The sequence below is a fragment of the Desulfosediminicola flagellatus genome (assembly GCF_005116655.2).
Lineage (GTDB): Bacteria > Desulfobacterota > Desulfobulbia > Desulfobulbales > Desulfocapsaceae > Desulfopila > Desulfopila flagellata.
On the sequence record NZ_CP050698.1, the window covers coordinates 51,576 to 65,698 of the forward strand.

Annotated in this window: 11 protein-coding genes; 9 read left to right on the forward strand and 2 right to left on the reverse strand. The window is 44.4% G+C overall.

Going from position 1 to position 14,123, the window contains the following annotated elements:
- Positions 1–263: 263 nt before the first annotated feature.
- The gene (locus FCL46_RS00230; protein WP_136808041.1) at positions 264–995 is read right to left on the reverse strand and encodes a hypothetical protein; all 732 of its coding nucleotides are present in this window, start codon (positions 993–995) and stop codon (positions 264–266) included.
- A 245-nt stretch (positions 996–1,240) separates the two neighbouring features.
- On the opposite strand from FCL46_RS00230, the gene dnaG reads away from it, so the two are divergent.
- The 9 genes from dnaG to FCL46_RS00275 all read left to right on the forward strand — a co-directional run bounded on the left by dnaG (position 1,241) and on the right by FCL46_RS00275 (position 12,514).
- Complete coding sequence (gene dnaG, locus FCL46_RS00235; RefSeq protein WP_136808040.1) at positions 1,241–3,058, forward strand: DNA primase; 1,818 nt, start codon at positions 1,241–1,243, stop codon at positions 3,056–3,058.
- Positions 3,059–3,240: 182 nt separating this feature from the next.
- Positions 3,241–4,944, forward strand: coding sequence for a sigma-70 family RNA polymerase sigma factor (locus tag FCL46_RS00240; RefSeq protein ID WP_136808039.1), 1,704 nt, complete (start codon positions 3,241–3,243; stop codon positions 4,942–4,944).
- A 137-nt stretch (positions 4,945–5,081) separates the two neighbouring features.
- Positions 5,082–6,194, forward strand: a complete 1,113-nt coding sequence (gene dprA / locus FCL46_RS00245; RefSeq protein ID WP_136808038.1) for a DNA-processing protein DprA — start codon at positions 5,082–5,084, stop codon at positions 6,192–6,194.
- A gap of 67 nt (positions 6,195–6,261) precedes the next feature.
- Positions 6,262–6,945, forward strand: coding sequence for a ribulose-phosphate 3-epimerase (gene rpe, locus FCL46_RS00250; protein WP_136808037.1), 684 nt, complete (start codon positions 6,262–6,264; stop codon positions 6,943–6,945).
- Between the two features lie 26 nt (positions 6,946–6,971).
- On the forward strand, positions 6,972–8,594 hold the full coding sequence (locus FCL46_RS00255; RefSeq protein WP_136808036.1) for a glucose-6-phosphate isomerase: 1,623 nt from the start codon (positions 6,972–6,974) through the stop codon (positions 8,592–8,594).
- Between the two features lie 283 nt (positions 8,595–8,877).
- A complete protein-coding gene (gene dsrA, locus FCL46_RS00260; RefSeq protein ID WP_136808035.1) occupies positions 8,878–10,158 on the forward strand; it encodes a dissimilatory-type sulfite reductase subunit alpha in 1,281 nt (426 codons plus the stop codon).
- Between the two features lie 55 nt (positions 10,159–10,213).
- Complete coding sequence (gene dsrB, locus FCL46_RS00265; protein WP_136808034.1) at positions 10,214–11,341, forward strand: dissimilatory-type sulfite reductase subunit beta; 1,128 nt, start codon at positions 10,214–10,216, stop codon at positions 11,339–11,341.
- A gap of 97 nt (positions 11,342–11,438) precedes the next feature.
- Entirely contained in the window at positions 11,439–11,684 is a 246-nt protein-coding gene (locus FCL46_RS00270) for a dissimilatory sulfite reductase D family protein (protein ID WP_136808033.1), read from the forward strand.
- 83 nt (positions 11,685–11,767) lie between these two features.
- On the forward strand, positions 11,768–12,514 hold the full coding sequence (locus tag FCL46_RS00275) for a biotin--[acetyl-CoA-carboxylase] ligase (RefSeq protein WP_136808032.1): 747 nt from the start codon (positions 11,768–11,770) through the stop codon (positions 12,512–12,514).
- A gap of 230 nt (positions 12,515–12,744) precedes the next feature.
- On the opposite strand, the gene ahcY is transcribed toward FCL46_RS00275, so the two are convergent.
- On the reverse strand, positions 12,745–14,043 hold the full coding sequence (gene ahcY, locus FCL46_RS00280) for an adenosylhomocysteinase (RefSeq protein WP_136808031.1): 1,299 nt from the start codon (positions 14,041–14,043) through the stop codon (positions 12,745–12,747).
- Between the last annotated feature and the right edge of the window lie 80 nt (positions 14,044–14,123).

The following is a 14,123-nucleotide window of genomic DNA, read 5'->3' on the forward strand; positions in this document are numbered from 1 at the left end:
GTAAATCAACCAATCCTATGGCATGCATTATATCTACTAATTATTTGCAAATGCAAATTAAACGGTCGAAAAAATACGTATATAAAGAAGTACTGTAAATCTGAATAGTTGATGGTTTGATATGTGCAACTGATATCGTAATGTTCTTCTGATTCAATCAACGTTCCTACGAATCCACACCCAGGAAAACATGCTCACAGAACAGTGGTGCATGTTGTATGTATTGTCAATGTAACCGGATCTGAGAGGTGATCGCGGTTGTTTCAGGATGTTCTGGTGAGTTCTTTCAAATCGAGATCTTTGTTGATTTCAAATGCTGAATCAGCAAGTTTTTTTAGTTCACGCCTGATCGTATGCAACGGTGGGAGCGCTGGAATTAATGGAAGTATTTCATTTGCCGGGCGTGGTGGATACATGCGCATTTGGCATGACAGCCCTTGGTCTGGGCCGCCGTTGCCAGCTGGTTGCATGGTGCTTATTACGCTTGCGTCCGGGCTGTCAAATCGTCTGATCAACTGCATTATAGAGTCGATGTCGTTATTTCGATAAAAAATATTGATCTCTTCGCGAATTGTTTCCTGCTCTTCAGTGAGTTCCTGAAGGGTCGTTCTGTATGAATCTATATGATCAGAGAGTTGGGTGTATGTGTCGAAAAACATATTTCTAAACCTGCGCTTTCGGGTGAGGCCGTAATACTGCTGGTTTGCAAAAATGTGTTTATAGCTGGTGGGCGATTCTACACTATTTTTATCATAAAAGAGATCGTGCGGGAGATGGGTGAGATCGGTAAAAGCTCTAATCAATTGTTTTGAACGAAGGAGTATGTATATACGCAAAAGAGTTGTGCCAATATCGTTTTCCAGTTCAAGTACGGATTGATCCAGCCGTTTTGTGTAGGCTACAGTATCATCTTCAATTCTTTTCCGGAAACCAAAGTACCGATCTGCCATCTCTTTTTTTACCTCAAATGCAAGGAGCTGAGTGATGTCTTCCATGGACTTTTACCAGAATGATGTGAGAGGTTGAATGCGTGGCTGTTACTAAACACAGCGATTTGCGTAGATTGTTCTCTGCTGACTTATTATAGTATGGTGGTATCCATACAACCCAGCTGAGTTGGTTGTATGTTTTGGTGCTATATGGCTGATATTAGAAAAACGATGTATTGATTCTCTGTTTTTTTCAAATAGTATCAAGTAATGAAGCACTCATCTCCCTCTTCCCCTAATAAGATAATCTAATGACCGTACAGGAATCACGAGAAGAAATAGTTGCACGGGTTAAAGAGCGTGCAGACATAGTACAAATCATTGGTGAAACTGTCGATCTGAAAAAGAGTGGTGCACGCTATCTTGGTCTGTGTCCGTTTCATGGTGAGAAAACACCATCTTTTTCAGTACACTCCGGGCAGCAATTTTTTCACTGTTTTGGATGTGGTGAATCAGGAGATGTGCTCTCCTATATGATGAAGTATCACAATCTGGATTTTCCTTCAGCCCTAAAAGAACTGGCTGCCAGATATTCAATAACTCTGCCTGAAAAGTCCCGCTCTCCTGAACAGGAGAAGCAGGAAAAGGCACGAAAACAGATGTTTGATGTCAGTAAGAAGGTTTCGGAAATATATAGTCGTTACCTGCACAGTTCATCACATGCCAGTGCCGCAAGACAATATCTTGCACGAAGAAACATACCTGAGTCCATCCAGAAAACTTTCGGTCTTGGTTATGCACCTTCCACTGATTCCGAAGGCTGGGACTATCTCTCTGGCCAGCTGTCAACCTACGATCGGGAGGCAGCACTGGAGGCTGGACTGCTGGTAAAGAAAGAGAATGGCGGGACGTACGACAGGTTCCGCGACAGGGTGCTTTTCCCTATATCTGAGCTAAGCGGACGTGTGTGCGGATTTGGCGGTCGAATAATTGGTGAAGGTCAGCCGAAATATCTTAACTCGCCGGAAAGCCCTATCTACAATAAAAGTCGATTATTGCTTGGTCTTTATCAGCAAAAGGATGCTATCAGGCATAAAAATCAGGCAATTATTGTTGAAGGGAATTTTGATCTGATTTCCCTTGTCAGTAATGGGTGTGAGAATGTTGTTGCCCCGCTGGGTACAGCCCTGACGCGTGAGCAACTCAGATTGTTGAAACGGTTTGCAGATGAAGTTGTATTACTTTTTGACGGTGATGTCGCAGGCGTAAAAGCAGCCATTCGATCAGTGCCGTTTTTTCTTGCTGAACAGATATCTGGCAGAGTCGCGTTACTACCTTCGGGACATGACCCTGACACGTTTATTCAGGAAAAAGGTCTCGGTGCAATAGAACAACTTGTTGCAGATGCAGAGAACCTTCCTGAGTTTGTATTTAACCAGCTGGTTGAAGAGTTTGGCTTAACCTTGAATGGTAAGAGTAAAATCGTTGAAGAACTACGACCTTTAGTAAAGGCTGCTGCTTCTCCTTTGCAGCGTAGTGTGGTTGTGTCGCATTTTGCCGAGCAGTTGGGACTATCATCACAGCAGCTTGATGACATGCTTGATAAGCCAGATGCTCCACCTTTGCCTGAAGAGCCGCCATTTGAAAGACCAGAGCCGCCAATAAGGATTGAAGATAGAGTCGTTCCCCTGACTGCCCAACAGAAACGGTTGGTGAATTTCATGGTGCTGAATCCCGAGTGTTTGCCTAAGCTGGAAAGTGGAGGGATTCGCGAATGTCTGGGAGGAAGTATTGGAGAAATCCTGTTTTTACAACTCAAAGCTTTGCGGCAACACAATGATGAAATGGAGCCAGAAGAACTACTCTCAGTCCTGCCGGAAGGTGCAGAACGAAAATACGTGGCAGATTTACTCTTTGACGCTCCGGATGTCGCGAGTGATACCGAAGCCACTGTAGCTGAAGTTGAAGAACTCGTTGAATGGATGAGTATAAACACGTTGAAAATAGCGTCCAGGAAATTGTTAGGAGAAATTAATAAAATCGCGACAACGAGTGATTTTGCAAAGTTACAGGAATTGCTTCAGGAAAAGCAAAAGATTGATAGGAAACTGCAGGGGCTGGAAATTTGATAAATATTGTACTGTTATGTGAATAACATCTGTTTTTTTAGGACGTTTATGGAATTTAATGAAGAAATTATGCTTGACTTTTTGGTCGGGTAATGCGCATTGTTAGGATGCGTGCCGATGTAGTCAAAGTAGTGTTAAATTCCCATATCAGCTAAAAAAATGGGATCAAGGAGTTATTTTCCATGGGCACGTTACTCATATCAGGTAATCGTGCGGAAAGGGAGATGTTCATGGGATATGATGACCAGTATAGTGAGAGTGAATACGAGCAGGAAGAAGAATCGTTAGATAATGACGAGCCTGCTGTATATGATTTAACCGGAATATTCAGTTCCGAAGATAAAATTCCCCCTGTCGATTTTTCAGAACACGGTTCGGAGGATGAGCAAAGAGGTAAATCAAACAAGGACCGTAGAGCTGGAATATTGAGTGATCGCAGGAAAAATGACAGAAGACGTGCTGCAAGATCTTCAAAGTCTAGCAAAAACGGGAGTCATTCTATCGATCCAATGAATATTTACCTTCGTGAGATGGGGACACTTACCCTTCTTAGCCACGAGGAAGAACTCAAGCTCGCTAAAATGATGGAGGAAGGCAAACAACGGGTGCAGAACAGTGTCTTTCAGACCATACTCGCAATACCATCTCTCCTTGAAGTAGCAGGGGAGTTGCAAAAGAACAAGGGGAAAATCTGCCAGACAGTTATGGGGGTGCCAGATAACAATCCTGAGTTGATTATTTCTGAAAGCAAAGCCTTCCTTGATAATGTTGATAAGGCAATTGTTCTTGATGGAAAACGAGCTACCTTGTTGAAAACGTTGCAAGATTCAAAATTATCAGATAAAAAGGCATCAGCTGTTTATTCTGAAGTTCTTGAAATTGGTGAACGTATTGCCGCGCTGTTCAGCGATAAGGTTGTCTGTGCTGAGTGTGTGAATGCTGTCGCAGTTGGCCTGGACGAGCTTTCTAAAAAGTTCCGCAAAGTTTTCGTTGAGGTTATCGGAGCGCATAAGCTTGCAGCAGCCAAGGGTGGTAAAGAGCCATCTCCTGCTCGTATAGAAAAGCAGGTAAGCTCTCAATTTGTTGTTGAAGCCGGGATTGACGGTAGGAAATTACAGGATCTGCTCCATGAGATAGACTCAGGCAAGGAGATGACAAAGCATGCTAAAGAGGCTTTGGTCCGTGCTAATCTTCGTCTGGTTATTTCTGTTTCTAAAAAATTTGTTAATCGTGGGTTGCAGTTCTCCGACCTTATACAGGAAGGGAATATCGGCCTGATGAAAGCGGTGGAAAAATTTGATTATCACCGTGGATATAAATTCAGTACATACGCTACCTGGTGGATCAGGCAATCCATCACCCGTGGAATTGCTGATCAGGGGCGGACTATTCGCCTGCCTGTTCATATGATTGAGACTATCAATCGATTGCTGCGAGTCTCTAAAGATTTTTTGCTTGAAGAACATCGGGAGCCTAGTCCGGAAGAGATGGCGGATTTACTCGGGTCTGATGTGAATAAGGTTAAATCAGCATTAAAGATCGCCAAAGATGCAATATCTCTTGATACACCGGTAGGTGACGATGGTGAAACATTTCTAGGCGACTTTATCGAAGATGGTGATCGGATTGGCCCCCATGAACAATCAATGATCAACAGTCTGCGTGAATGTCTAAGTCAGGTTATGTCATCTTTGTCGCCACGAGAGGCTAAGGTGTTGCGTATGCGGTATGGTATTAATGTCGATTATGACCATACTCTTGAAGAAGTCGGGCGGTGTTTTGCGGTTACGAGAGAGCGAATTCGTCAGATTGAGGCACAGGCGATCTCCAAACTCAAACACCCATCCAGAATTGAAGAGTTGCGAGTGTTTATGACTGAAAGGTAAGTAGACTGCAGCATTGTGCCGCGGTTTATATTCAGCGGTGAGTCATCGCCTGCAGGCAGGGTGAAGACGATTGAGATGGCACCGATCCTTTTGGGATCGGTGCCATTTTTTTTATTTTTACTTCAGAATTGTGAACTATGGAAAATTCAACATTGTCTGACTGGGTTTGTCTGAGTCTTCTTCCGGGTATCGGGCCCGCGGGACTGAAAAAACTCCTCGCGAAATTTAAGAGTCCTCGGGCTATATTTGAAGCTTCGCGAACTGAGCTTGAATCAACATCAGGGATACGCGTCAGTCAGCTTGGGGGATTTGAATCGCTGGATTCATGCATGCAACTCGCTACAGACCAGATAGGTGCTGTAAATAAAATGGGTGGATCGATACTCTGTCCTGATAGTGACATGTATCCTGATATCCTGGCTGAAATTCATGATCCTCCTGTTGTGCTTTACGCTTTGGGCGATCTATCTTTAATAAACAACATCAACGTGGCAATCGTTGGATCGCGTTCAGCCACAACCTATGGCAGACGTGTTGCCTTTTCTTTTGCAAAACGTCTTAGCGAAAACGGAGTCACTGTGGTGTCGGGAATGGCTCTCGGTATAGACTCTGAATCACATGCCGGGGCATTACAATTTGATGGTGGCACTATAGCGGTTCTTGGATGCGGGATTGATGTCGTCTATCCGCGACAGAATTCATCACTCTATAAAGATATTAAGCGAAATGGTCTTATTCTAAGTGAATATCCTCTTGGTACGAGGCCTGAGGGGTTTCGATTCCCCGCGCGTAACAGGATAATTGCCGGCATTAGCAGGGGTATTGTAGTGGTTGAAGCAGCACGTAAATCCGGCTCACTGATCACTGCGCAAATGGGACTGGATTTTGGCAGGGACATTTTCGCAGTTCCAGGTCAGATTGATTCATGTAAAAGTGAAGGGACTCATTGGTTATTACAGCAGGGTGCTCAACTGGTTGCAAGTGCAGACGATATATTGCGTGAAATGAATGGATTCAGTTTCCACGGTTGCAGTCAGGTGGGAGAAACTGAACAAAATGTGTTTACCGGATTGGACCCCGATGCTATAGCTTTGATGAAGCATCTCGAGCCGTATGCTATGCTGCGTGATGAGGTGACAGAGCGGGCGGGTCTTTCTCCCGCGAGGATCAGTGAACTTTTTCTGTTCCTCGAACTTGAAGGGCACATAGAAATATTGCCTGGTGATCAGGTGAGAAAAGTGACAATGTAGGTCTTGCAGTAGTCTGTCGGGCTCCTGCGTCCTGTACATATAGAGATTTATCAATTTTGGAGAAACTATGCGGGATATTCAGATAGCACCATCAATTCTATCAGCAGATTTCAGTCAACTTGGCAATGAGATACGGGCAGTGGACAATGGTGGAGCCGATGTTATACATATTGATGTAATGGATGGACATTTCGTCCCGAACATCACCATTGGACCTCTGGTAGTAGAGGCAGCCAGGAGAGTAACTGAGAAGCCCCTTGATGTGCATCTAATGATCACCGACCCAGGTGCATATATTGATGCTTTTGCAGATGCTGGCGCAGATTGGATTACGGTTCACGTCGAAGCCTGTACCCATCTACATAGGGTGATAGCCCAGATCAAACAAAGAGGGCTTAAAGCGGGTGTCGTGCTTAACCCTTCGACATCTCTGGCTACGCTCGATTATATTCTTGAAGATCTTGATGTTGTCATGGTGATGTCAGTTAATCCAGGGTTTGGGGGGCAATCATTCATACCCTCAACTCTTGAAAAGATCTGGCAACTGCGTGAGCGTATAGATTCGCTTGGTCTTGACATTGATATCGAGATTGATGGTGGGGTGAGTAGTAAGACAATTGAGGATATTGCAGCTGCCGGAGCTAACGTATTTGTGGCCGGATCAGCTGTATATAACAGTGAGAACTATGGTGCGACCATTGCAGAGCTGCATGCCCTGGCAAAAAAAGGTGCAGCATCTGCACAAAAATAAAAACGTCGTGGTGTTCCGGAGGATATATGACACATTCTTATCATGATATTACAACAGCGCCGGTACGTGTGAAGTTGGAGAAGTCTGCTGAGAACCCATATAACCTGACGAGAGAAGGCGCGCTTACTGATGATAAACGGGTTGAGAGGTATGTTGCACATACTGCTTCCTTCAAACTCATGTATTCTACCCAGCGTATTAATGATTCTGTACTGAATTCTTTACAGCAGCTGGCAGACGAGTGTGGACTGATTAAGCAGTTTGCGGAAATGCGCAGAGGAGCGGTGCTGAACAAAATTCACAATTATGATAGTGAGTGCAGGCAGGTCCTGCACACCTCCTGCAGGGATATTTTTTCAGATAGCCCTAAAGAAGCAAATGCTACAGGCCAGGCCCGGGTTGAAATTGAAAAACTTCGGGCTTTCCTGGATGATCTCGATAGTGGTAAAATTGTCAATGAAAAGGGCAAGACATTCACTACAATGGTTACAATTGGCATTGGTGGTTCTGATCTTGGACCTCGCTCTATTTATGAAGCCTTAAAAGCGTACAGTAAAGACAGTAGAGTTGTTCATTTCATTGCAAATGTTGATCCAGATGATGCGGCACGTGTACTTGAGGAAGTAGACCTTAGCAGGGCTTTAGTGAATATCGTATCAAAGAGTGGAACGACACTGGAGACCCTGACAAACGAGAGTATTGTTGTGGAGAGGTTACTGGCGGCAGGACTAAATCCAGCCAAACATTGTCTTGCTGTAACAGGGCAGGGCAGTCCGATGGATAATCCTCAGAAGTATTTGCGTTCCTTTTATATGTTTGATTATATAGGGGGGCGCTACAGTTCCACCTCTATGGTTGGGGCGGTAATGCTCGGCTTTTCTCTGGGTGTTGAGAATCTTGATCGATTTTTACACGGCGCGTCAACTATAGATGACCTGGCAGAAAATGCAGCGATTCAGCAGAATATACCATTGTTGCTCGCGCTTCTTGGTGTATGGAATCACAATTTTCTGGGGATGGATACTGTTGCAATTCTGCCGTACAGCCAGGCTTTACATCGGTTTCCTGCGCACCTTCAACAATGTGATATGGAAAGTAACGGCAAGTCGATTAATCGGCAGGGTCAAAAGCTTTCTTATAAAACAGGACCAGTGGTATGGGGGGAGCCGGGCACAAACGGACAACATGCATTTTACCAGTTGTTGCATCAGGGGACTGAGATTGTCCCTGCAGAATTTATTGGTTTCCGGAACTGCCAATATCAAAAAGACCTTCAGGTCTCTGGGACAACATCTCAGCAAAAACTCATGGCCAATATGCTGGCACAGTCTATTGCTATGGCTACAGGTCAGAAACATGAAAATCCGAATAAGGTGTTTTCTGGCAATCGTCCTACGTCTATTTTATTGGCTGATAAGCTCACCCCTGAGACAATGGGGGAGCTTTTAGCGATCTATGAAGCAAAAATAATTTTTCAGGGATTTCTCTGGAATATTAATTCATTTGACCAGGAGGGCGTTCAGTTGGGAAAAATTCTTGCTGGTCGAATACTGGAGCAAATGCAGGCTAGGCGTGGGAATGGTGACGGTATTGAAACGCAGTTTCTGGATGTTGCTGAAAATACCGCAAACACCACAGTTGAGCGGTGAATCAGCGTTCATTTTGTGTCTGATAAAATAGGCGTTTTTTGTTGACAAATTGGTTCGCGGGAGATATTCTCAGCCGCTGAATCATTATTCATAGTAGTAGTGTTTCATATTGTCCTGTGATCGCTAAGTGTTCAGGATAAGGTTCGAAAGTTGAACAAAACTATTAGGGCTGGCAGTAAAGCCTTCTGGGTCTGGAAACGGCCTGTTCAGAAAAGAACTTTAAGATTCGCTATATTTTTTTGGTAGAGGTTGCAGTTTAAACAGTAATTCAAAGGAGGAAATCATGGCAAAACATGAGACGCCCTTGTTGGACCAATTGGAGACTGGCCCGTGGCCAAGCTTCGTTACCGACTTGAAGCAGCAGGCAGAAACCAAGCCTGAGTGCTGGGATATTCTTGGTATCCTGGAACTGTCCTTCAAGGACAGAATCACCCATTGGAAGCACGGCGGAATCGTTGGTGTTTTCGGTTACGGTGGTGGTATCGTTGGACGTTATGCTGACGTTCCGAAGCAGTTCCCAGGTGTTGAGCACTTTCACACAGTACGTGTAGCTCAGCCTTCGTCTAAGTACTATTCTTCAGAGAACCTGCGTCAGCTGTGTGATCTTTGGGAGAAGCATGGTTCTGGTGTTACCAACATGCACGGTTCTACAGGCGATATCATTCTTCTTGGTACCCGTACTGAGAACCTTGAGCCTTTCTTCTGGGATCTTACTCACGAAATGGGTCAGGATCTTGGTGGTTCCGGTTCAAACCTTCGTACACCTGCTAACTGTATTGGTCAGTCCCGTTGTGAGTGGTCTTGCTACGATACAGAAGAAGCATGTTACAAGCTTACCATGATGTATCAGGATGAGATTCATCGTCCTGCTTTCCCGTACAAATTCAAATTTAAATTCTCCGGTTGTCCGAACGACTGTGTTGCTTCTATCGCGCGTTCTGATATCTCCGTTATCGGTACCTGGAGAGATAATATTCGTATCGATCAGGCAGCTGTTAAAGAGTATGTTGCCGGAAATATCCCTTCAAACGGTGGTGCGCATGCAGGCCGTGATTGGGGTAAGTTTGACATCGAGAAAGAAGTTATCGGTCTTTGTCCTACCGCTTGTATGTGGATGGAAGGTGATGAGCTGAAAATTGATGATGCAGAGTGTACCCGCTGTATGCATTGTATCAATGTAATGCCACGTGCACTTCGTCCAGGCGCTCATCAGGGTGCTTCCGTTCTCGTTGGTGCGAAAGCTCCAATCCTTGATGGTGCACAGTTCTCTACCCTCGTTCTTCCTTTCATTGAGATGAAAGCTGAGGATGATTTCCAGGAACTCGTAGACTTCATTGAGAAGGTATGGGACTGGTGGATGGAAGTTGGTAAGAACCGTGAGCGTATTGGTGAGACCATGCAGCGTATCGGCCTTCCAACCTTTATTAAGGTTATGGAACTTGAGCCAATTCCTCAGATGGTTAAAGAGCCTCGCTCTAACCCATATGTTTTCTGGAAAGAGGAAGAAGTTGAGGGTGGTTTCGAACGTGACGTTGATGAGTTCCGTAAGAAGCACGCAGCCTAAATTCGTTTTAATTTGAGCTAACAATTCATCTTAAAAATATATAAGGAGATTTATCATGGGCTACAATCCAGATAAACCGATGGACGGACGAATTTCCGATCTTGGTCCACCACATTACGAGAAGTTCTTCCCTGCAGTGATCAAAGCTAATAAAGGCAAGTGGCTTTGGCACGAAATTACTCAGCCTGGCGTTCTGATGCATAAATCAGAGACCGGTGATGAGGTATACACAGTACGTGTAGGTTGTGCTCGTTTGATCACCATCAACTTGATTCGCGAAATCTGCGATATCGCTGATGCACATTGCGACGGTTACATGCGTTGGACTACCCGTAACAACGTTGAGTTCATGGTTGACTCAAAAGATAAGGTTCAGCCACTGCTGGACGATCTTGCAAGCCGATCTAACAGATTCCCTGTTGGTGGTACCGGTGCTGGTGTAACAAACATCGTTCACACCCAGGGTTGGGTACATTGTCACACCCCTGCTACCGATGCTTCAGGTGTTGTTAAAGCTGTAATGGATGAGTTGTTCGATTATTTCACATCCATGAAGCTTCCTGCACAGGTTCGTATCGCTCTTGCATGTTGTCTGAATATGTGTGGTGCTGTACATGCTTCCGATATCGCTATTCTCGGCGTTCATCGTAAGCCACCTATGATTGATCACAAGCGTATTACCGGTGTATGTGAGCTTCCGCTTGCTATCGCTTCTTGTCCGCTTGGTGCTGTTAAGCCTGCTAAAGCAGAGGTTGACGGTAAAGAGATCAAGACTGTTAAGGTTACTGTTGAGCGCTGTATGTTCTGTGGTAACTGTTACACCATGTGTCCTGCAATGCCACTTGCTGATCCTGAGGGTGACGGTATTGCAATTCTTGTTGGTGGTAAGGTATCTAACGCGAAGAGTGCTCCTAAGTTCTCTAAGATGGTTATTCCTTTCCTTCCAAACACCACTCCTCGCTGGCCTGAGACTGTAGAAGCTATCAAGAAAATTCTTGTAGCCTACGAGAACGATGCTCAGAAATACGAGCGTGTTGGTGAATGGGCTGAAAGAATTGGCTGGGAAAAATTCTTCGAAAAATGTGATATTCCATTTACCGATAAGAGCATTGATGACTATCGTCTTGCTTATGACACCTGGCGTACAACCACACAGTTCAAGTACACCAGTCACATTAAGTAATTGAAGCCTGGTTGCTGATGTAATCATCTTCCGTTTTTTTGTTGAAACGGAAGATGAACATTGCCAGACTTCCCACCTTTTCAAAAGGAGGGTCATCATGCCCTTAAGTATAGACGAAATCAAAGCAGCAATTATTGAGAAGGCTACGAAGTCTCCTAAGCCTCAGCTTTATATCAAGGATTTCTACAAGTGTGATCCTGATACAAAGCCACGTCAGATGAAGAACATCGCCAACGAACTTGTTCGTGAAGGCAAGCTTATGTTCTGGTCATCCGGTTCGACCACCATGTACGGTATTCCGAGCCGCATTAAGGATGAAGAAGGTGAAGAAGGTATCAACTAATTACCTGACTTCATTTTTTTACCTGATGTTAAAAGCGCAGAGTATTTATACTCTGCGCTTTTTTTTTGCCTTTTTGAAATGATATGAAAAACGTAATCTATCTTGAAACTACAACATCAACTAACAGAGATGCCTTTGAATATGCAGTTCAAGGTGCGGAACATGGTACAGCAGTTATAGCTGATACTCAGTTGAATGGCAGGGGAAGGCTAGGGAAAACGTGGAGATCACCTGCCGGTAAAGGGATGTATTGCTCTATCATTTTACGCCCCAAAGTTGAACCGCAGAATTATCCCCTGTTAACTTTTGTTGCAGGACTAGCTGTTGCTGATGCTATAGAAAAGCTTTATGGACTGTCTGCAGGTTTAAAATGGCCTAATGATATCTACTTCAAGGGCAGAAAGTGTGGTGGAATACTTACCGAATCATCTGATCTTAATGGGATTGAGGAGAGTCGCTTTGCTATCGTAGGCATTGGGCTCAATGTTAATACTGAGTTGAATGATTTTCACCCTGAACTCCATGAAACAGCAACGTCTCTCTATCTTGAATCTGATGTGATTCTCGATGTTAAGACGGTGTTTTTGGAAATTAGACAAGAATTAATTAAGCAGGTTAAATCGTTTGAGAAAACCGGTTTTCTGCCGGTAATCAATCGATGGCGAACTCGGGATTTTCTCTATGGGAGTCGCCTTGCATGGGTATCTGTGGGTGGCAGAAAGGTAGAAGGAGTGTCGCTTGGACCTGATGATGAGGGACGTCTTCATGTTAAGGACGATAGTGGTAAAATACATGAAGTGATGTCAGGAGATATAAGGCTCTGCAAATAGGTAGAGCCCGACCGTAAACCACCAATTTTCCCAATATCTTCGTTGGTTTCAAATTGTAATCCTCAAAATACTTTATGTATTCCTTCGGTTAAAATTATCGGCCACTTTGAAATTGAAACAAATCGCAGGTTTTCGTCAAGGCAATAGCGAGTGAATAAGAAACTAGAAAGGCCTTGCAGAATACTTTCTGCAAGGCCTTTTGGGTACTGCCTAAAATCAGCTCAGAGCGATTAATAGCGGTAATATTCAGGCTTGTAGGGACCTTCCTTGGATACACCTATGTATTTGGCTTGTTCGTCAGTCAATTCGGTTAGCTGAGCACCAATCTTTGAGAGGTGAAGTTTGGCAACCATTTCATCGAGTTGTTTTGGCAGAAAGTAGACCTTGTTGTCGTATTGATCAGAATTTTTCCAAAGTTCGATCTGCGCGAGCACCTGATTTGCAAAAGAGTTACTCATTACGAAACTCGGATGACCGGTAGCACAACCAAGATTAACAAGTCGTCCCTCTGCAAGAACAATGATCTTTTTGCCATCAGGGAATGTGACGTGATCAACCTGAGGTTTAATATTCTCCCAAGGGAGGTCACGGATACCTGCAATGTCTATTTCAGAGTCAAAATGACCGATGTTACAAACAATAGCCTCATGAGGCATTTGTTCCATATGAGCACGGGTTATCACTTCAAGATTTCCGGTGCAGGTTACGAAAATATTACCATAGGAAGCTGCCTCATCCATGGTAACGACTTTGTAGCCTTCCATAGCGGCCTGGAGAGCGCAAATCGGATCAATTTCTGTAACATATACAGAAGCACCCATTCCACGAAGAGCCTGGGCACACCCCTTGCCAACGTCACCGTACCCTACAACAACTGCGTTTTTACCAGCGATCATCACATCGGTAGCACGCTTGATACCATCAATCAGTGACTCCCTACATCCATAGAGATTGTCGAATTTTGATTTGGTTACTGAGTCGTTGACATTGATAGCAGGACACTGAAGTGATCCGTCTGCAGCCATTTCGTTGAGACGATGAACACCTGTTGTGGTTTCTTCGCTGATTCCACGGATTTCTTTGAGTTCTTCAGTGTATTTATCGTGCATGATCTGAGTCAGGTCACCTCCATCATCTAAGATCATGTTTGGAAGCCAACCGTCCGGACCGAAAATTGTCTGGTCAATACACCACCAGAATTCTTCCTCTGTTTCACCCTTCCAGGCAAAAGTTGGGATCCCGGCTGCAGCCATTGCTGCTGCTGCGTGATCCTGAGTCGAAAAAATATTACAGCTGGACCATCTAATTTCTGCACCGAGATCAACAAGTGTTTCCATTAAAACGGCAGTCTGGATGGTCATGTGAAGACATCCAGCGATTCGTGCACCTTTAAGAGGTTGTTCATCACTGTAATCTTCACGCAATGCCATGAGGCCAGGCATTTCAGTTTCAGCTATTTCGATTTCTTTTCTGCCCCAATCGGCAAGAGAGAGATCAGCAACTTTGAAGTCATTTGTTTGTGTAGACATTATGGGTACCAAGTATAAATATGTGAGAAGTTGTTGACTAGTTCCTTTCTAAAAACTATCCAATTGGCCGACATCTTCGT

Coding starts and splice junctions, on each gene's coding strand:
- dnaG (WP_136808040.1), top strand. CDS start 1,241: ATGACCGTACAGGAATCACGAGAAGAAATAGTTGCACGGGTTAAAGAG.
- FCL46_RS00270 (WP_136808033.1), top strand. CDS start 11,439: ATGCCCTTAAGTATAGACGAAATCAAAGCAGCAATTATTGAGAAGGCT.
- dsrB (WP_136808034.1), top strand. CDS start 10,214: ATGGGCTACAATCCAGATAAACCGATGGACGGACGAATTTCCGATCTT.
- FCL46_RS00230 (WP_136808041.1), bottom strand. CDS start 995: ATGGAAGACATCACTCAGCTCCTTGCATTTGAGGTAAAAAAAGAGATG.
- dsrA (WP_136808035.1), top strand. CDS start 8,878: ATGGCAAAACATGAGACGCCCTTGTTGGACCAATTGGAGACTGGCCCG.
- FCL46_RS00240 (WP_136808039.1), top strand. CDS start 3,241: ATGGGCACGTTACTCATATCAGGTAATCGTGCGGAAAGGGAGATGTTC.
- FCL46_RS00275 (WP_136808032.1), top strand. CDS start 11,768: ATGAAAAACGTAATCTATCTTGAAACTACAACATCAACTAACAGAGAT.
- rpe (WP_136808037.1), top strand. CDS start 6,262: ATGCGGGATATTCAGATAGCACCATCAATTCTATCAGCAGATTTCAGT.
- FCL46_RS00255 (WP_136808036.1), top strand. CDS start 6,972: ATGACACATTCTTATCATGATATTACAACAGCGCCGGTACGTGTGAAG.
- dprA (WP_136808038.1), top strand. CDS start 5,082: ATGGAAAATTCAACATTGTCTGACTGGGTTTGTCTGAGTCTTCTTCCG.
- ahcY (WP_136808031.1), bottom strand. CDS start 14,043: ATGTCTACACAAACAAATGACTTCAAAGTTGCTGATCTCTCTCTTGCC.